The following is a 19032-nucleotide window of genomic DNA, read 5'->3' on the forward strand; positions in this document are numbered from 1 at the left end:
CGGAGAAGCAACGTGGCGCAGTCAAAACTTCGGGCGGTATATATGCGCGGTGGCACCAGCAAAGGTGTCTTCTTCCGCGACAACTGGCTGCCCGCCGATAGGGCCGTGCGCGACCGCGTTCTAATGCGCGTGATTGGCAGTCCGGATCCCTACGGCCAGCAGATCGACGGCATGGGCGGCGCGACGTCGAGCACGAGCAAGGTCGTGATCATCGGGCCGTCGTCGCGTGAAGATTGCGATGTGGACTACCGCTTCGGGCAGGTCGCTATCGACAAACCTGTAGTCGATTGGTCCGGCAACTGTGGCAACCTCACGTCCGCCGTCGGGCCATTTGCGATCGCCCAAGGGCTCGTTGATGCGCCGCGCGACGGCATCGCCACCGTGCGCATCTGGCAGGCGAACATCAGCGCGAAGATCGTCGCACATGTGCCGATGAAGAACGGCGAAGTCGTCGAGGAAGGCGATTTTGAGCTGGACGGCGTCACGTTTCCCGCAGCGGAAATAAAGATCGAATTCCTCGATCCTGGCGGCGACGGCGATAACGCAGGCGGTGCGATGTTCCCGACTGGCAACGCTATCGACGTACTCGATGTGCCGGGCGTCGGCGCCATCGAAATGACGATGATCAACGCGGGCAATCCGGCAATCTTCGTCGACGCGGCATCGCTCGGATTGAACGGCAGCGAATTGCAACGGGATGTCAACACCAACAGTGCCCTGCTCGAGAAAGCCGAGGCGATCCGCGCGCATGCTGCCGTGCGCATGGGCCTCGCTGCGACCGCGGAAGACGCCACGCAATTGCGCCCGCACACGCCAAAGCTCGCGTTTGTCGCCAAGCCCGCGAGCTACGTTGCGTCGAGCGGAAAGGCCATCGACGCAAGCACGCTTGATATCAACGCGCGAATCTTCTCCATGGGAAAACTGCATCACGCGATGACCGGCACAGGCGCAGTGGCGATCGCGGTCGCCGCAGTCATTCCCGGCACCGTGGTCAACCGGCTCGTGCCAGGATCGAACGGTTCCGTGCGCTTCGGGCATCCGTCGGGCAGCCTGCAGGTCGGTGCGGAAGCGCAGCAGAAGGACGGCGTTTGGACGGTCACCAAAGCGATCATGAGCCGCAGCGCCCGTAGGCTGATGGAAGGCTTCGTACTAGTTCCTTCGTCGGTATCGGGCGAGTGACGGAGCGCTTCAAGATCATCGGCAAAGAGGTCACTCGGCGCGTCGCGGTCATCTGTCAGCACGTCGCACCGCCCGTGATTGATGGCGCGCGCAAGGACCCAAAGCCCGGCGGCTATTCGGACAGCGGCGCGGACGTCGCATTCTGCCTGCGCGAACGCGGCATCGAGGTGATTACGCCGGTCTCCAATCCCGATCCGAAAAGGGATCTCGACTGGGTTTTTCCTGATTCGGCCGAGGGCGTGGAGGCTGCGTCGCAAATGGGCGCAACGGTCATCTGGGCCAACACGGTGCTCTTCTCGGGGCATCCGCTTGAAGCGCGCCTGCGCGACTTCTGGATAGTCGGCCAAGTCCCCGAACGGCAGCAGCGCGTGGACGATAAGTTCGCGACCAACGCTTTCCTACGCGCTCGCGGCCTTCCCGTGGCTGCGTCATTCGTAGTAAGCCGCGATGACGTCTCTACGCTTGCTCAGCGCGCATTGACCTTCCCCGTCATCGTCAAACCCGTGCGAGGCCGCGGCAGTCAGGGCGTGTGCCGGGTGCAGGATCGCAGGACGCTGATTTCGTCCGTCACGTCGCTGTTTGAGAGCGGCGCGTTCGGCTCGCTCGCCATTGTGGAGGAATATCTTCCTGGTGAAGAGCTGACGGTTACCGTCATGAATGGTCCGGGATCGACCGCGTTCGTCCTTCCGCCGGTGCGACGCTTCAATCACCTCGATGGCATTGCGCCCTACAACGGTGCGGTCGCCGTTACCCGCAACAGCGCGGCATTGAATGCGGCCGAACTCTCGGCGGCGCCGGTCATCGCGCTTATGCAGGCCTGCGCAGAAGCATTCGAGGCGATCGGCGCATTCGCTCCTATCCGTATCGATTGTCGCGCGAACGAGCAAGGCGACTACATGATCTTTGATGTCAACGCGAAGCCGAACATGACCGGCGCGGGCCGGCCGGGACGCGACGATCAGGACAGCCTTTCAGCGATCGCGGCGCGCACGATTAACTGGACTTACGGCGACTTGCTCGAGGCGATGCTCAAGATGGCGTGGAACATTTGTGACGCAAACGTTTAACGCCTCTTTCCCAAACCCGAACTTCCGTCCACATCATGAGCATCAAGCAAAGCGTCATCAAGGCATTCACACCCATGGGCGTCCTCCGCGCATCAATCAATCTGGGCAACCCCATACTCGCGAACCAAAATGCCGTAACGGGCGAGCCATACGGTGTATCAGTCGACCTGGCGCGAGCGTTCGCGCGGCATCTCGGCGTCGAACTCGAGCTCGTCGTCTTCGATGCGGCGGGTAAGTGCGTGCAAGCCTTGAACGAAGAACGCGCCGACTTCGGCTTCTTCGCGATCGACCCGTTGCGCGGAGAACAGATCGCGTTCACCACGCCTTATGTGCTGATCGAAGGCTTCTACCTAGTACGCGACGATTCGCCGATCAAAACCAACGCCGATGTCGATCACGCGCACAATCGCGTGGCGGTTGGCCAAGGCAGCGCATACGACCTTTTTCTGACACGCGAACTGAAGGCAGCGCGGGTCGTCCGCGCGCCGACATCACCGGCCGTAGTGCGCACTTTTATCGACCAGCAACTTGAAGTCGCGGCAGGCGTCAAGCAGCAACTTGAATCGGATGCGCGCGCCATCGCTGGGCTGCGCCTGCTCGACGAGCGCTTCATGGTCATCCGTCAGGCAATGGGAGTGCCCAAAAGCCGCGGGACCGCCGCGGCGGAAGTGCTCGTGCGGTTCGTCGAAGAGATGAAGGCGTCGGGGTTCGTTGCCGACGCGCTTGTGCGGCATCGAATCGACGGCCCGTCCGTGGCGCCGTTAGCGCGATAGCTCGTGATGCCTTGGCGCTAAAACAATCGGTACCGCGTCGATTGCGCCCCCTAACGAAACGACGCCAAGCATCCCGATATTGACCGGAGTCGGACGAACATCGGTCCATTCAAGAGATGCCGCAGCAGTGGCTGGGAACCGACTTCCGAACGGTCCATCGCAATACGCGTCCGAACAACCATTGCCTGACACATAGCAGCCACACTTGTTGCTCCGGGGGCAGCTTCGGGACAGCGCATTCGTGCCGTAACGCTTCGTATTCGCCAACCCTTACAGTTCGCGACGCGCTCGTAGCTTCCCGCTTTAGCTACCGTCGTTTGTTGTTCCGCTTTCTAGTGGCGACATGGACGTTGAAAATCTCTCACTTCTCCGCGTCGGAACGATCATAAGTTGCATCGCAGGGCAACCGAAGGATTTTGGCTATCACACCCGTCTTTTACGATCGTTACAGCCTCACGCGATCCAAAAAGGCCGCGGAAGCACCAGAATTTCCTTCAATCCGTCGACGCAACCTAGCGAGCGCCCGATCATGAAAACTCTGAAATTCATCCCACCTCTTTTGACGACGGTGTTCGCAGTGCAGCCGCTGCTGGCAGCGGCGGACGTCACGGTCAAGATCGGCCAGGTATCGCCATTAACCGGCGAACTGTCTCACATCGGCAAGGACGACGAGAACGGCGTCCGGCTTGCAATCGAGGATCTCAACGCGAAGAAACTCCGTATTGGAGGGCAGCCGGTTACCTTCGCACTGGATTCGCAGGACGACGCCGCCGACCCGAAGATCGCTGTGACTGTTGCGCAAAAGTTGGTCGATGACCGTGTTGCAGGCGTGGTCGGCCATGCCAACTCCGGCACGTCGATTCCCGCGTCGAAGATATATTCGGATGCAGGCATACCGATGATCACCGAGTCAGCAACCAACCCAAAGCTCACGGCGCAGGGCTACAAGAACGTCTTTCGCATGGTTGCGAACGACGTGCGGCAAGGAACGGTCATCGGCACCTATCTTGTAAAGGAACTGAAGTCGACAAAGATCGCGATTGTCGACGATCGAACAGCCTATGGACAGGGACTCGCCGACGAAGTCGAAAAAGCGGTCAAGGCTTCGGGAGGCACCGTTGTCGCACGTGAATACGGTACTGACAAAACCACTAACTGGACGGCGGTCCTCACGTCCATTAAGAGCCACGTTCCCGACGGGATCGTCTTCACCGGCGGCGACACGCAAGCGGCCGCATTCGTTCAGCAGGCCCAAAAACTCGGTCTGAAGGCCAAACTCGTCGCAGGTGACGAGGCCTGTACGCCGCAATTCATCAAGCTTGCGGGCACCGCGATGAACAGCGGCACGTATTGCACGCTGGCGGGCGTGCCGCCGTCGAAAATGCCGCAGGGAGACGCTTTCTTCAAGCGCTACCAGCAACGGTTCGGCGCTCCGGTGCAACTCTACGCCCCCTATGCATACGACGCCGTAATGGCGATGGCCGGTGCGATGCAAGCCGCCGACTCGGTCGACCCGAAAGTCTATCTCCCCAAGCTTCAGAACCTGACACTGGACGGTGTGACGGGAACGATAAAGTTTGACGCGAACGGCGACATTCGCAACGGAGCGATTACTGTCCGGCAGTTTGGCCAGGGCGATTGGCACGACGCGAGCGTCGTCAGATAAAGCCACCTCGTCGCGATGGATGACGATGTCCTCGGCGGAAACGCCGTATGCATCGTCAGCCGCGTGTCGGCGGGCGATGCAACAAAGACGCCACTTTTCGCGCGACCGCGTGGTGCACCGGATGATCTACTTCAGTCGCCGATATCTACAGGTACGCCGAGCCCGACTTTCACCCGACTCATGCTCACGAGCGTCTTGAAGCGCTTCACATTGTTATTGGAAAAGAACAGCTGCCGGGTCAGATGGTTGTATTGCTCCATGTCCCGCACTGTGAGGATCAGTACGAAATCCCATTCGCCTGCTACGTAGTAGCACTGCTGGATCTGCGGGCATTGCTCAAAGGTTCGCTTCATGGAATCGAGGAGGTCGATCTGCTCGCTCTCGACCTCCACCATGGAGACGATGGTGAGAGGACAGCCCACCTTTTCGGGCGATACGATCGCCGCATACCGATCGATCACTCCGTCGTCGGCCAGGCGGCGCAAACGGCGGTTCACGGCGGCAGTCGAGAGGTTGACCCGGGCGCCAAGTTCGTTCTGTGGGATCTGAGCGTCATGCTGGACTTCGGCTAACAGCTTGCGATCAAAAGCGTCGAGATTAATAACCATGGGGCCAAGCCTTTAAAAAAAAAACGAGAAATCGTTGCGTCTGAAAGCAGTATTTCCAAAATAAAACTGCGGCCGTCAAGCAATATTATTTCGCTATGGTTGACCTATCGACTCTCCAAACCTGGAAACCCGGTGGTCCTGCCGATCATTCATTCTCAGGAGCCCTATCGCAATGCTTCTCGCCAACAAGCACGCGTCGCACACCGACTACCCCAACGATCTAAAGACAATTCTGAACGTCGAGGCCGCCGAACAAAGCCGCGAATGGCTAAAGCACTGGGCGCTTCTCGGTTCGTCCGCTACCCCGCTATGGGACCTCCCCGATGCTGCGGCGCGACTTGGCGTGGCGCGTTTATGCCTCAAGGACGAATCCGTCCGCTCACCACTCGGCAGCTTCAAGGCGCTGGGGGCACCTATTGCACTCGTGCGCCTGATTTTGCGTTTGTGGCCCGAGCACAATCTTGATCCGAAGGGCTTGATCCAGGAACGCTACAGGGACATGCTCACAAACCTCGTTGTGATCAGCGCGACCGACGGCAACCATGGCAAAGCCCTCGCCGCAGCAGCACAAACACTCGGATGCAATTGCGTGATCGTCCTGCACGCCAACGTGAGCGCTGAGCGCGAGCAGGCCATCGCTGCATACGGTGCCCAAATCATTCGCATCGAAGGCAACTACGACGAGTCGGTAGCAGAAGCCGCTCGCCTCGCGAAAGCCAACGGTTGGCACGTAGTCTCTGATACATCCTACGAAGGGTATGAAGCCATTCCCCGCGACGTCATGCAGGGCTACGGCGCTATCGCGGCCGAGATCGTGGAGCAATCCGGAAGTCATGCCGACGAATGCGCCTTTACGCATGTATTTTTACAAGGCGGCGTCGGCGGTCTTGCTGCCGGAGTCGCCAGCTATCTCTGGGAGATTTATGGCAGCAAACGTCCGCGTTTCGTTGTCGTAGAGCCTCAGCAGGCAGACTGCCTGTATCAAAGTGCGCGCGAAGGCAGAGCGGCGAAAGCAACCGGCGCCGTTGACTCAATCATGGCGGGGCTTGCATGCGGTGAAGCGTCACCGCTCGCGTGGAAGATCCTTGAGTCGTGCGTCGACGATTTCATGACCATCAGCGACAAAGACGCGATCGCCGCGATGCGCTGGCTCGCGGCTGGAACGGGTGCGGACGTACCGCTTGTAGTCGGCGAGTCCGGCGCTGCGGGCTACGCCGGACTCGAAGTGCTCATGCAGGATGCGCAACTGGCACGCGCCGCGGGCCTGAACAACGATTCGCGCGTCCTGGTGATTAGCACTGAGGGGGCGACGGCGCCCTCCGTTTACCGTGAATGCGTGGGCGAAACGGCCGACTCGGTTCTTTCACGTCAGGCTCAATGGCTTGAAGCCGCGGTTCAATAAAACAATCCAAGTGGTCATCGAAAAAAAAGGGATAGACGTTATGGAAATCGCCCTGCAATCGCAGTTGAAAAGTTGGCGTCAGCATCTTCACCAAAACCCGGAAACCGGCTTTGAGGAAGTCGCAACTTCCGACTACGTCGCGCGCGCTCTGATGGCCCTCGGCCTCGACGTGCACCGGGGAATCGGCGGCACGGGCGTCGTCGCCAATCTCACGGTCGGCAACGGCGGTGGCGTGATCGGGCTGCGCGCCGACATGGATGCGCTGAATATCGCGGAGAACGCACAGAACCGTCCGCATGCCTCGCGCACGCAAGGGAAGATGCACGCCTGCGGACACGATGGACATATGTCGATGATTCTCGGAGCGGCGCGTCTGCTTGCCGAGAAGAAGAATTTTAGCGGCACCGTGCGATTCATTTTTCAACCGGCCGAAGAACATGGCCGCGGTGCGAAAGCGATGATGAAGGACGGGCTCTTCGAGCGATATCCCGTCGACGCGATCTTTGGTGCCCACAATATGCCCGGGATGCCCGCCGGGACATTCGCGACGCGCGCCGGCGGCATTATGGCCAGCGAAGACAATTTCGTCATCCACATCAAGGCCCGGGGCACGCATGCAGCGAGACCGCACATGGGCGTCGATCCCATCGTGATTGCGTCGCAAATCGTCTTGGCATTACAGACAATTGTGTCCCGCAATCTCGATCCGAGCCTGCAGGCGGTGATCTCCTGCACGGAATTCATCACGGACGGTATTCGCAACGTCATCCCATCGAACGTGACGATCAAGGGCGATACGCGCAGCTATGCACCTGAAGTCCAGGCGATGCTGGCGGCCCGAATGCGGGAAATCAGCGAAGGCCTCTGTCGAACGCACGGGGCTGAATGCACGTTCGAATACACGCACGAATTTGCGCCCACTATAAACTCACCGGAATATGTCGACCTTGCCGTTGCGGCGGCCCGCAATGTCGTCGGCGCAGACAAAATCGACGCCAGCGTGCAGCCCATGATGATCTCCGAGGATTTTGGCGCGTTCCTTCAGGCCGTACCGGGTAACTTTATTTTCATTGGCAACGGCGATACGGGGAAGGAAGGAGGTGTTCCTCTCCATAACGCCGCCTACGACTTTAACGACGACATATTGCTCACCGGCGCGCGATACTTTGCAGAGATAGCGCGACTCGCTCTACCTCTTCCCTGAGTGACATGAGCTTCGAGTCCCCGGCTTGGTCAACGGCCAGCTGGCTCTCGTCCAGAATTCCGATGTCTCATTGTTTTCGGTGAACGGCCTTTCGAATCGAGAGGCTGAAGACAACAAATTGGCCGGTTGGCGCATGGCAACCAGTTCGCCGGACTGACTGCCCTCCCAAAGTAGTATCGCGATTGACATAATAGCTATAGGGAACGAACGTTCTGAAACAGGCTTCGCCTAGTCTGATCAAGGCGTTCAGTCCAGGCCCTATTTTTATTCCAGCCCGTTCATGCCTCCTAACACGAATTATCAGGATAAGGGCGCAGAAGGGAACGGCGCCTTCCATCGTGGGACCTCAGAATCGAAAAGCGTAGCCGCCCTACAAACGCCGACCTTTTCCGTTCATGGGCGGCGAGTGAGCCGTGTGTTCCATAAACGAAGCGGACAGATCACGTGTCCGTTCCCCCGCGCAATTTTTCCACTGACGGAAAATTCATTCCACTCATTCCCGCCTAATCAAACGCCTGCGTCAGTCCGACAATCCTCTCCACGCACTTCGTTTCACATTCACCGAACCAAGGAGGAGAGCCATGAACAACGTCACGAACCAGCAGTTCAAACGCGTCTGGTTTATCACTGGCGCGTCACGCGGTTTCGGCGCATTGATCGCGCGAGCCGCTCTCGACGACGGCAACGCTGTCGTCGCCACCGGCCGCAACTCCGCCGCGATCGCCGAGCGGCTTGGAGAGTCGCCCGCGTTGCTCACCTTTGCACTCGACGTGACAAACGAGGCACAGGCGAAGGCGGCGGTCGAAGCCGCGGTCGACAAGTTTGGCCGCATCGATGTGCTGGTCAACAACGCGGGCTTCGGGCTGCTCGCGGCGGTCGAGGAATCGAGCGATGCCGAGGTTCGCCGCATCTACGAGACCAACGTGTTTGGCTTGCTCAACGTCACACGCGCCGTATTGCCTGTGATGCGCAAGCAGCGTTCGGGGCATGTGATCAACACGTCGTCCATCGTCGGGTATCAGGCTGCGGCAGGCGTCGGCGTCTACAGCTCGACGAAATTCGCTGTGGAAGGCATCACCGAAGCGCTGCATGCTGAGCTCAAGCCGCTTGGCATTCACGCAACAATGATTGAGCCCGGGTTCTTCCGTACGGACTTTTTGGATCCGTCGTCGCTCGCCGTCGGCAAGACCGTCATTAGCGACTATGCAGAGACGTCGGGCAAGCTGCGGCAACTCGCAGGCGAGATCAACCATAATCAGCCAGGCGATCCTGCAAAATTGGCCAAGGCGATGATCAGGCTCGTCGATGCAGAGACGCCACCGCTGCGTTTGCCCCTCGGCACGGACACGCTTAAGGCGCTCGCTGAAAAGAATGCGTACGTTACTGCCGAAACGGAAACCTGGAAAGCGCTTTCGGCATCCACCGACTTCCCAGCCTGAGCCGCAAAGAAAGAAGGGGCAGACAGCGCGCGTGCAAGCGACGTCTGCCCGATTCGGAAACGCTGCGGTCATCGCCTTTTCAGGCTTGCGCTCAACACTGACATGAAAAAAATTGGTTTTCTATCGTTCGGCCATTGGTCGGCTTCGGCATACTCACGCACGCGTTCGGCGTCCGATGTCCTGCTCCAATCCATCGACCTCGCCGTTGCTGCCGAGCAACTCGGCGCGGATGGAGCGTATTTCCGCGTGCACCATTTCGCGCGCCAGCTCGCGTCGCCGTTTCCGCTGCTGGCCGCCGTAGGGGCGAGAACCAGCCGCATTGAAATCGGCACGGCTGTCATCGACATGAGGTACGAGAACCCACTGTACATGGCCGAGGATGCGGGCGCGGCCGACCTTATCGCCGGTGGACGCCTGCAACTCGGCATCAGCCGTGGTTCGGGCGAGCAGGTGATCGACGGCTGGCGCTATTTCGGCTATGCGCCGGGCGAGGGTGAGACGCATGTCGATCTAGCCCGTCGACACACTGAAGTGTTCTACGAAGTGCTGCGCGGTAAAGGTTTTGCTGAGCCAAATCCCCGACCGATGTTTGCCAATCCGCCGGGCCTGCTACGGGTGGAACCCCATTCCGAGGGCTTGCGCGATCGCATCTGGTGGGGCTCGGGATCGGATGCCACCGCGATCTGGGCAGCGGGGATGGGCATGAACTTGCAATGCTCGACCCTGAAGAACGACGAGTCGGGCCGTCCGCTGCATGTACAGCAGTCAGAGCAGATTCGTGCTTATCGGCACGCGTGGAAGGAAGCCGGCCACGCGCGCACGCCGCGAGTGTCAGTGAGTCGCAGCATCTTCCCGTTGATGAACGATCGCGACCGCAAGTACTTCGGACGCGAGGCGAACAGCGACGACACAATTGGGCTCCTGGACGGCAACATCCGGACAGTGTTCGGCCGCAGTTATGCGGCAGAGCCCGACGCGCTCGTCAGGCAACTCGCAGCCGACGAGGCCATTGCGGAAGCCGACACACTACTGTTGACCGTGCCGAATCAACTCGGCGTGGAGTACTGCGCACACGTGATCGAAACGATCCTCGCGCATGTCGCCCCCGCGCTTGGCTGGCGCTAGCGCGACGGCTCCGGCTTCATCGCAAAGGAAGCCAAAGCGGTCCTTCCCATGATTTCAGCGCATCGAGAAACGCCTTCAACTTCGACGGCATAAAGCGCCGCGTCGGATAGACCGCATGCACGAATATTTCCGGTGACGACCAATCGGGCAGCACGCGCAACAGTTCTCCGCTGGCGATATGCGGATCGCAATAGCTCGACGGAAGCAGCGCGACGCCGTGCCCGCGAAGCGCGAATGCATGGACGATGTGAAAGTCACGCGCGGCGATTGGCCCGCGCACGTGCACCTTGGTGATTTTACGGCCGCTGACCAGGTGCCATTCCGTCTCGTTGTTCCGGGCGTTGATGAGCACGCAAGGGTGCTGACTGAGTTCGTCGGGCCGCGAGGGAAGGGGATGGTTTCGCGCATAGTCGGCCGAGACGACGAGCTGCCGCACGCTCCTTCCGACCCGTTGTGCCACGAGACCCGAGTCCTGCAAATCTCCGAAGCGAATGGCAACGTCGACGTTCTCTGCGATCAGGTCGATGAACGCGTTGGTGAAATATAAATCCAACTGAATCTGAGAATAGTCCTTCAAAAATGCGGACAGGAAAGCGTAAAACGGCTCCTGTTCGAGCATCACAGGGCCGGAGATGCGTAGTATGCCCTCGGGCTTCTTCTGCGTATGAGTGACGACGCGCTCCGCGTCGTACAGATGACTCAGCGGCTCGCTGCATTGATCGAAGTAGGCACGACCCTGCGACGTCAGGCTGAGCTTGCGTGTCGTGCGTTGCAAGAGCGTGACGCCGAGCCGTTCTTCGAGCGCGCTCACCTTGCGGCTGACCGTTGAGACGGGCATGGCGAGCGCCCGCGCGGCGCGGCTGAAGCTCCCGAACTGTGCTACGCGCACAAAGACGGCGATGTCGTTGAGGTCGGCGAGTTGGGTCATCTGCCGGTGATCTTTGCACTGTCGAAAAAGACATTCTATATATTCCAGTCTAATCAAAAATCGTCGATAGGACGAGACTTCTCTGCAAGCAGTTCTACTTCCTGGAGAGAAATCATGACAAACAAAGTCGTCGTCATTACGGGTGCCTCGAGCGGAATTGGTGAGGCCACCGCCAAACTACTTGCCTCCAAAGGCGCCACTGTGGCGCTTGCCGCTCGCCGTCTCGACAAGCTCCAACGCGTTGCCGCGGAAATCCTGGCGAAAGGCGGGCGAGTGTCGGTACATCAAGTCGACGTGACGGATCAGGAGCACGTCAACCGCCTGATCAGCGACGTCGTCTCGCAATATGGCCGCCTCGACGTCATGGTGAACAACGCGGGTCTGATGGCGATCGCGCCACTGTCACTGCGCAAGACCGATGAGTGGGACCGGATGATCGACATCAACATCAAGGGCCTCCTGTACGGAGTCGCCGCGGCGCTGCCGGTTTTCGAAAAACAGCAGTCGGGCCACTTCGTCAATATCGCGTCGGTCGTGGGCCTGAAGGTCTTCAGCCCCGGAGGCACGGTTTATTCGGGAACCAAGTTCGCTGTCCGCGCGATTTCTGAAGGGTTGAGGCACGAAGTGGGCGGCAACATCCGCACTACCGTCATTTCACCGGGCGCGATCGACACGGAACTGAAGTTCGGTTCGGGCCACGACGACAGCCGCAATTTTGTCGTCGACTTTTACAAGATGGCGATTCCCGCCGACGCGATCGCGCAAGCCATCGCTTATGCAATCGAGCAGCCCGGTTCGGTCGACGTCAACGAGATCGTGATTCGTCCCACCGTTCAGGACTTCTGAGGCGTGGCTTTGCGGTGGCTGCGCGCCGGCGGGACCGAGTGTTTCTGACCCGTCCTCGCGCCAGTCACGGCGAAGCCAGCCCAAATGACTTCATCGAGGAGTTCATCATGCCTGCAGCAGTGTTTTCTCTTGCATTCGCCGCGTTCGCAATCGGAACGACGGAATTCGTCATCGTCGGCTTGTTGCCCGACATCGGAAGAGCGTTCGGCATCTCGGTGTCGGCAGCCGGTTTGCTGGTGAGTTTCTACGCACTGGCGATTACCGTCGGCACGCCTGTGGTCTCGGCCATGACCGCGCGCTTGCCGCGCCGTGCATTGCTGCTCGCGCTGATGGCGTTTTTTACGCTATGCAATCTGGCGGCCGGACTTTCGACAGCCTTCCCAGCGCTGCTCGCGATACGGATCCTGATGGCGGTCGCACACGGCGTGTTCTTCGGCCTTGGGACAACCGTTGCGATGTCGCTGGTGCCGTCGGAGAAGTCAGGCAGAGCCGTGGCGATTATGGTCAGCGGCCTGACGGTCGCGATGGTGACTGGCGTCCCTGGCGGAACCTGGCTCGGCGATCTGATGAGCTGGCGGCTGCCGTTCCTGGTAGTGGCTGCCATGGGCGCGCTGGCGACCATCGGTCTTTGGCGACTCTTACCCGCGCTTGCGGCTCAGCGCAGCGCCGGGACCGTTCTCTCCCAGCTCGCTTTGCTGAAAAGCCGGGCATTGATGCCGCTCTATGCGATCGCAGCACTGGGCATGGGAGCGACCTTCGCGGTGTTCACATATTTGTCGCCGCTGTTAATTCATACGACGGGGTTCCGAAGCGAAGGCGTAACCCTGGGGCTGATGGTGTTCGGACTCGGCTCCGTGGTGGGGACGATCGGCGGAGGGCGTCTGTCCGACCGATATGGCCCGAAGCTCAGCATGAACATCGCGCTGGCCGGCATCGCCGCGTCGGTCGCCACGCTCTTGCTCACCGCACACCACCCGATGCTGGTGTTGATCAACCTGTTCGTCTGGGGCGCGTTCGCCTTCGCCGTTCCTCCCGTCATGCAGGCTACTGTCGTGCTCGTCGCTCGACGCGTGGCGCCGGACGCGGTCGGTACGGCGGCGGGGCTCAACGTCGCTGCGTTTAATCTCGGCATCTCTGGCGGGTCATTCATCGGCGGACTGACGCTGGCAGGCGTCGACGTCCTCACGACGGTGTACGCCGGCGTGGCTCTGGCGGTGGTGGGACTCGTCGTCGTCGCGACATATCGATGGTCGGAGCGTCCGGCGGCCGTGCCTGCCGGAGACGCACTAGCGCGGTGCTGAGCGTCAGGCCCAACTCGACAACACCGGAACATGCAACGAGAAACATCATGAACCTATCGAAGCCTCAAGTACTGCAGCCCGGACGACGGCGTTTCGTGCAGCTTCTCGCTTCGCTGCCGTTCGTTTCCGCCGCCGCACTCGCTTCGACCCTGTCCCCCTCGCCGTCAGGAACTGCAATGAAAACTGCACACGACACCACTCGGCCCAAAGCGCTTGTCTTCGACATGCAAGGCACCGTCTTCAACTTCTACGATCCGATGATGCATGAACTGGCACGGCTACCAACTGTGGCGCCGCGGCTTTCGGAGTGGTCGACTTTTGCTGGACGGTGGAGCGCTGCGGCACATGACGCTATCGTCGAGATCGCGGCCGGGCGCAAGCCGTGGCAGCCCAACAGCGCTGTCTACGCCGGGGTGTTGCCTGCGCTGCTTAGGCGTTACCCAGGCGGCAATACGCTTTCCGACGATGACAAGACCCGCTTGCTCGACGTCTGGGGCGCAATGACACCATGGAACGACACGCTGGCAGGACTAACATCGCTGCGTAAGGCGTTTGTGGTTGCAACGCTGACCAATGCGTCGATGGCGGGGATGATCGGCCTCGTCAAACGCGAAGGACTGCCCTTTGACGCTATCCTCACCGGCGAACTGGTGCACGCATTCAAGCCTGATCCGCGTGTCTACCAACTCGCTTCTGAATATCTCGGCTTTGTACCGGGCGAGATCATGCTGGTGTCTGCTCACAAGTGGGATCTTATGGCGGCCAAGCGCAGCGGCCTGCTCACGGCATTCGTTCCACGTCCCTTTGAAAACGGTCCAGGGATTGACGTCGACGCCTTGCCGGAGTCTTACATCGACGTTATCGCGTCCGATTTACCGCAACTCGCGTCGCTCCTGGATCGCGGCTAAATAGATCCAGCCGGGCAACAATCACGCGCCTTGATGTGCCGGTCACGCGGCCCACGCACGTCCGCTGTGGGTCGCCTTGCAGACACCGACCGGGGTTAGGGCACATAGCGGCAACGGGTCGGTAATAGAAGCGCGCAGGACAACGCGATCAGCGGCAAGCAACGCGTCCGTCGAGCTACCGGGGTCGGCAGTTGCTGCCGTTCGCGAGAGATATCAGCGGACCCATGCCGGCAAGAGCCACTCCGGCCGTCCTTGGTTGATCGCAAGCTCGCGTCAAGAGCATGCGGTGCGCGCTGACAGCGTGTCGCACGCCGACAAGGCTTTCCGATAGACACGAAGGTAGACGCCCGCGTTATTGGCCACGCCCGGGAGGGAACGGCTGGCCATCAGAATGATCTGTCCGCTCGTGCGTTGGACGCTGTCCGATTTGCGTTAGGCAGGCCTCGATCGTCGCTCCAGCGCGCGTCGCTGACCGGAAGTGACCCGTGCTGCATCCAAGCCATCGGCGCGCCGGGAACGTCGCGCCTTCTAGTCATGCCAAGGCGCCGAAAAGCAACATCAACGTGACGACCACGGTCGTCTGGCGAATTTCATCCGCGCGATTGCCTCCGGTAGACTGGGCGCTTCATCGATCAATCGAAGCACCGAGCCGACATGGACCGAATCGACGCGATGAAAGTCTTCATCGCCACGCTCGACGAAGGCAGCCTGGCAGGCGCCGGGCGGCGTCTCGGCCGCTCGCCCGCCGCCGTGAGCCGGGCGATCGCTTTTCTTGAAGAGCATACGGGCACGGCTCTACTTCACCGCACGACGCGCACCATCAGGCTGTCTGAAGCCGGCGAACGTTACGCGTTTGCGTGCCGCCGCATCCTCACCGATCTCGAGGAAGCCGATTTGCTGATCGCGCACGAACGCGCCGCGCCGCGCGGGCTGTTGACGATCACCGCACCCGTCGCTGCCGGCGAAGATCTGCTGCGTCCGCTACTCGACGATTTCATCGCCCGCTTTCCCGCCGTCTCCGTGCGTCTGCAACTGCTCGACCGGCCCGTGAGCCTGATCGACGAAGGCATTGATGTCGCGTTGCGTATCGCACATCTGTCGGACTCGACGCTCGTTGCGGTTCTCGTTGGTGAAGTGCGGCGCGTCGTGGCGGCATCGCCGAGCTATCTCGCGAAGCATTCGCGCGTCGAAAAACCCGCCGATCTCGCGCAGCATCAGATCATTTCGATGACGCACTTCGGCCTCGATTCATGGAGCTTCCCCACTTCAGGCGGCTCGGCGATTCCGCAAGTCGTGCAGTTCGCGCCGCGTTTCATCGTCAACACGGTGCGAGCGGCGGTTGCGTCGGCTGTCGATGGGCACGGCCTCACACGGCTCTTCTCCTATCACGTCGCGAAGGAAGTGAAGGATGGGACGTTGCAGATTGTATTGTCCGACAGCGAGCACGCGCCGTTGCCAGCGCATCTGCTGACGCCGCATGGTCGGCTATCGGTGCCGAAGGTGCGCGCGTTCGTCGACTTCGCCATGCCGCGTCTACGGCGCCAATTCAGGCAACTACAAATCGATTAGACCGATTAGCGGAAGATTGTCTTACGATCGACGTATATTCTCTCTTGATTCGATCGAATATAGACTGGCCTTCATCGGGGCGCGCACGCCGCGTCCCTCGCAGTGACGGAGGCCGTATGCGTTACTCAGTTTCGAACCCACCGGAACGCGAGTTGTTCCAAGCCTGGCGCGGCGTGCTAGCGGGCGCGAGCGCGAGTCTCGTTGGAATCGGACTCGCGCGTTTTGCTTACACGCCGCTCTTGCCGGCGATCATCGATGCGCACTGGTTTCCCGCGTCGACGGCCGCTTATCTCGGCGCGGCCAATCTCGGCGGTTATCTCGCGGGCGCGCTGGCCGCCGGCTGGTCCGCGCGACTCGCGCGCGCTCCAACGGTCCTGCGAGCGATGATGGTCATTGCGACCATTGCCTTCGTCGCGTGCGCATTTCCCGTGTCATTTCTGTGGTTCTTCATGTGGCGGTTTTTGTCGGGGATCTCCGGCGGCGCCCTGATGGTGCTCGCCGCGCCGACGATCATCGCGCACGTCGCGCCGTCGCGTCGCGGTTTTGCGAGCGGGGCGATTTTCACGGGCATCGGACTGGGCATCGCGGCGTCTGGGACGATCGTGCCGTTGTTGTTGAAGCAAGGTTTGACGCAGACGTGGCTGGGCCTTGCGGTCGTCTCGCTGCTGCTGACGATCGTCGCGTGGAACGGATGGCCGTCGCAGGATGCACCAGCGGCCGCCGCGCACCACGCGAGCGTCAAAGCGCCGCCGCCGCCCGCATTGCGCGCGCTGTTCGTCGAGTACGCGTTGAATGCGGTTGGCCTCGTGCCGCACATGATCTTTCTCGTCGACTTCGTCGCGCGCGGTCTGGGCAAAGGTGTCGATGCCGGCGCCGAGTTCTGGGTGCTGTACGGGCTTGGTGCGATCGCCGGGCCGCTGCTTGCCGGTCATCTCGCGGATCGCGCGGGTTTCGGGCCGGCGCTGCGGGTCGCGTATCTGCTCCAGTTGATTGCGGTCGCGTTGCCCGCGGTGTCGTCGAGTTCGAGCTTGCTGATGGTGTCGAGCGTGATCGTTGGCGCATTCACGCCAGGCATCGTGCCGCTTGTGCTAGGGCGCGTGAACGAACTGCTCGCGCATCATCCGGCCGCGCAGAAGAGCGCGTGGCGCACCGCGACGACGGGCTTTGCCGTTCTTCAAGCGCTCGCGGCATACGGTCTTTCTTTTCTGTTTTCGAGCAGTGGCGGCGATTACCGCCTGCTTTTCAGTTGCGGCGCGGCGGCGCTCGTGGTTGCACTCTCCGTAGATCTTTTCGCTGCGTTGAGGTCGAAATGAGTCAAGTCGTTCAACCCTCGGTGGCCCTCGGCTATGCAGAACGCAATGGCCAGTACTGGCGACGCAATCTCGCAGTCTGCGTGTTCGGTTCGTTCACGACGCTCGTGAGTCTCAGCATGCTGCTGCCGTTCCTGCCTCTGTACGTGCGGCAACTTGGCGTGACTTCGCAGGCGTCGGTGATCGAATGGTCGGGCGTCGCGTTCAGCGCGACGTTTCTCGGCACCGCCGTAACCGCGCCGCTCTGGGGCCGTCTCGCCGATCGCTACGGCCGCAAGCCGATGCTTATACGCGCGGCGGTCGGCATGGCCGTGGTGATGTCGCTGATCGGCGTCGCGCAGTCGGTGCATCAACTGGTCGCGCTGCGTCTTCTCGCAGGACTGATCGGCGGCTACGCGTCAGCGTCGACGGTAATGATCGGTACGCAGGCGCCTCGGGAGCGCGCAGGGTGGGCGCTCGGCGTCCTGTCGACGGGCGCGCTCGCGGGCAATCTCGCCGGGCCGCTCATCGGCGGAATGCTGCCCGGATTGATCGGCATCCGCGGGACGTTTTTCGCGGGCGCCGGAATGATCGCGGTGGCCGCGCTATTCACGATTGTCCTCGTGAAGGAAGACTTCCGTCCCGCCGATGCCACGAAGCGCCCGACGCATACGGCTTCGACAGAGGCACACCGCACGAATTACCTCGTGGTGGCCGCGCTGCTCGCGACCGCAATGATGGTGCTGCTCGCAAACATGTCGATCGAGCCGATTATTACGGTCTACATCGGCGGTCTCGGCGTGACGAGCAATCACGTGGCCCGCATCGCGGGCGTCGTCATGGCGTGCTCCGCGCTCGGCAGCGTGCTCACGGCGGCGCGACTCGGCGCGCTCGCGGACCGCATCGGTAGCTGGAACGTGATCGTCGGATGTCTCGTACTGACCGGCATCGCGATGATTCCGCAAGCGTTTGTACATCAATGGTGGCAGCTTGCCGCGCTGCGGGTCTTAATGGGCATGACGCTCGCCGGGCTGCTGCCGTCAATCTCGAAGCTCGCACGCAGTGCCGTCGATGAAAGGCACAGCGGGCAGATGCTCGGATATTTGCAGTCGGCGCAGTTCAGCGGGCAGGTCACTGGACCGCTGATCGGCGGCCAGATTGGCGTGTGGTTCGGGTTACATTCGGTGTTCTTCGCGACGGGAAGCCTGCTGATCGTGTGCGCGGGCCTCGCGTATTGGGCGCGCACGCGCTGAACGTTCAGCGAGATGACTTCGAATTACGACTTGCAGCTTGGAAAGAGCGGGCTCTTTCCGGACGAGACTTTTCGTGAAGCACTCACTGCCCTGCTTCTCCGTTGCGCGACCGCACGCGGCGTGATATCGCAAAACTGAGCGCTCACGCCTGTGACGATATGATTGTCCTCGGCGTTATGTGAGACGCAGGAGTATTGCGCCGATGAGCTGTATTCTAAGAATTCATGTTTTCGATGCGGGACATCTCAGGCCTGACTAGAAAGCTAGCCCAACGGTGCGGGTGGCAGACATACGACGGGCGATGTCCCGAAGACAGTTGAAGGTTGGAACGGCGGGTGCGGCATAGGTTAGGCAACCTTCCGATCATGGTCAATTGATTTCGAGCTTGACCGTTTCAGGGCCGCAGCGAGAATCCAGAGTTCATTCACGCCGAGGATTTTTCGGAAGTGCTTCTCAGCTTCCAGGAAGCCCGCGG

Annotated in this window: 16 protein-coding genes and 1 pseudogene; 14 read left to right on the plus strand and 3 right to left on the minus strand. The window is 60.8% G+C overall.

The features are described from left to right. Positions 1–12: 12 nt before the first annotated feature. From prpF to NCR37_RS27965, 4 genes are all read left to right on the plus strand, one after another. The gene (prpF, locus tag NCR37_RS27950) at positions 13–1179 is read left to right on the plus strand and encodes a 2-methylaconitate cis-trans isomerase PrpF (RefSeq protein ID WP_250476056.1); all 1167 of its coding nucleotides are present in this window, start codon (positions 13–15) and stop codon (positions 1177–1179) included. Further along, complete coding sequence (locus NCR37_RS27955; RefSeq protein ID WP_250476057.1) at positions 1176–2246, plus strand: ATP-grasp domain-containing protein; 1071 nt, start codon at positions 1176–1178, stop codon at positions 2244–2246. Before prpF ends, NCR37_RS27955 begins: the two co-directional genes overlap by 4 nt. A gap of 35 nt (positions 2247–2281) precedes the next feature. Then, a complete protein-coding gene (locus NCR37_RS27960; RefSeq protein ID WP_250476058.1) occupies positions 2282–3019 on the plus strand; it encodes an ABC transporter substrate-binding protein in 738 nt (245 codons plus the stop codon). Between the two features lie 529 nt (positions 3020–3548). Next, on the plus strand, positions 3549–4685 hold the full coding sequence (locus tag NCR37_RS27965; protein ID WP_250476059.1) for a branched-chain amino acid ABC transporter substrate-binding protein: 1137 nt from the start codon (positions 3549–3551) through the stop codon (positions 4683–4685). A gap of 131 nt (positions 4686–4816) precedes the next feature. Here the strand turns inward: NCR37_RS27965 and NCR37_RS27970 are convergent, their stop codons facing one another. Further along, a complete protein-coding gene (locus tag NCR37_RS27970) occupies positions 4817–5293 on the minus strand; it encodes an Lrp/AsnC family transcriptional regulator (RefSeq protein WP_250476060.1) in 477 nt (158 codons plus the stop codon). A gap of 172 nt (positions 5294–5465) precedes the next feature. On the opposite strand from NCR37_RS27970, the gene NCR37_RS27975 reads away from it, so the two are divergent. The 4 genes from NCR37_RS27975 (at position 5466) to NCR37_RS27990 (ending at position 10463) form a co-directional block, all read left to right on the plus strand. Next, positions 5466–6695 (plus strand): diaminopropionate ammonia-lyase, encoded by a 1230-nt coding sequence (locus NCR37_RS27975; RefSeq protein WP_250476061.1) that lies wholly within the window; start codon positions 5466–5468, stop codon positions 6693–6695. A 40-nt stretch (positions 6696–6735) separates the two neighbouring features. Beyond that, positions 6736–7899: a M20 aminoacylase family protein gene (locus NCR37_RS27980; RefSeq protein WP_250476062.1), complete on the plus strand. Its 1164-nt coding sequence runs from the start codon at positions 6736–6738 to the stop codon at positions 7897–7899. 581 nt (positions 7900–8480) lie between these two features. Continuing rightward, positions 8481–9338, plus strand: coding sequence for an oxidoreductase (locus NCR37_RS27985; protein ID WP_250476063.1), 858 nt, complete (start codon positions 8481–8483; stop codon positions 9336–9338). Between the two features lie 102 nt (positions 9339–9440). Continuing rightward, a complete protein-coding gene (locus tag NCR37_RS27990; RefSeq protein ID WP_250476064.1) occupies positions 9441–10463 on the plus strand; it encodes an LLM class flavin-dependent oxidoreductase in 1023 nt (340 codons plus the stop codon). A 16-nt stretch (positions 10464–10479) separates the two neighbouring features. Here NCR37_RS27990 and NCR37_RS27995 read toward each other — a convergent pair whose 3' ends face one another. Next, the gene (locus NCR37_RS27995) at positions 10480–11391 is read right to left on the minus strand and encodes a LysR family transcriptional regulator (protein ID WP_250476065.1); all 912 of its coding nucleotides are present in this window, start codon (positions 11389–11391) and stop codon (positions 10480–10482) included. A gap of 114 nt (positions 11392–11505) precedes the next feature. Between NCR37_RS27995 and NCR37_RS28000 the strand changes: the two genes are divergently transcribed. Genes NCR37_RS28000 through NCR37_RS28010 form a run of 3 tightly spaced genes read left to right on the plus strand, consistent with a single transcriptional unit; the run spans position 11506 to position 14446 of the window. Further along, a complete protein-coding gene (locus tag NCR37_RS28000) occupies positions 11506–12237 on the plus strand; it encodes an SDR family oxidoreductase (protein WP_250476066.1) in 732 nt (243 codons plus the stop codon). A 38-nt stretch (positions 12238–12275) separates the two neighbouring features. Then, complete coding sequence (locus tag NCR37_RS28005) at positions 12276–13538, plus strand: MFS transporter (RefSeq protein ID WP_250476067.1); 1263 nt, start codon at positions 12276–12278, stop codon at positions 13536–13538. A gap of 47 nt (positions 13539–13585) precedes the next feature. Next, the gene (locus tag NCR37_RS28010; RefSeq protein ID WP_250476068.1) at positions 13586–14446 is read left to right on the plus strand and encodes a haloacid dehalogenase type II; all 861 of its coding nucleotides are present in this window, start codon (positions 13586–13588) and stop codon (positions 14444–14446) included. Between the two features lie 273 nt (positions 14447–14719). Here NCR37_RS28010 and NCR37_RS28660 read toward each other — a convergent pair. After that, positions 14720–14857: pseudogene (locus NCR37_RS28660) on the minus strand (DUF993 family protein); the annotation flags it as partial. A 243-nt stretch (positions 14858–15100) separates the two neighbouring features. Here NCR37_RS28660 and NCR37_RS28015 point away from each other — a divergent pair. From NCR37_RS28015 to NCR37_RS28025, 3 genes are all read left to right on the plus strand, one after another. Next, entirely contained in the window at positions 15101–16015 is a 915-nt protein-coding gene (locus NCR37_RS28015) for a LysR family transcriptional regulator (protein ID WP_250476069.1), read from the plus strand. 116 nt (positions 16016–16131) lie between these two features. Further along, entirely contained in the window at positions 16132–17328 is a 1197-nt protein-coding gene (locus NCR37_RS28020) for a YbfB/YjiJ family MFS transporter (RefSeq protein ID WP_250476070.1), read from the plus strand. Further along, entirely contained in the window at positions 17325–18557 is a 1233-nt protein-coding gene (locus NCR37_RS28025; RefSeq protein ID WP_250476071.1) for an MFS transporter, read from the plus strand. The genes NCR37_RS28020 and NCR37_RS28025 overlap by 4 nt, the downstream gene beginning before the upstream one ends. Positions 18558–19032: the final 475 nt, after the last annotated feature.

It is taken from the genome of Caballeronia sp. GAFFF1, from assembly GCF_023630705.1.
Classification (GTDB): domain Bacteria; phylum Pseudomonadota; class Gammaproteobacteria; order Burkholderiales; family Burkholderiaceae; genus Caballeronia.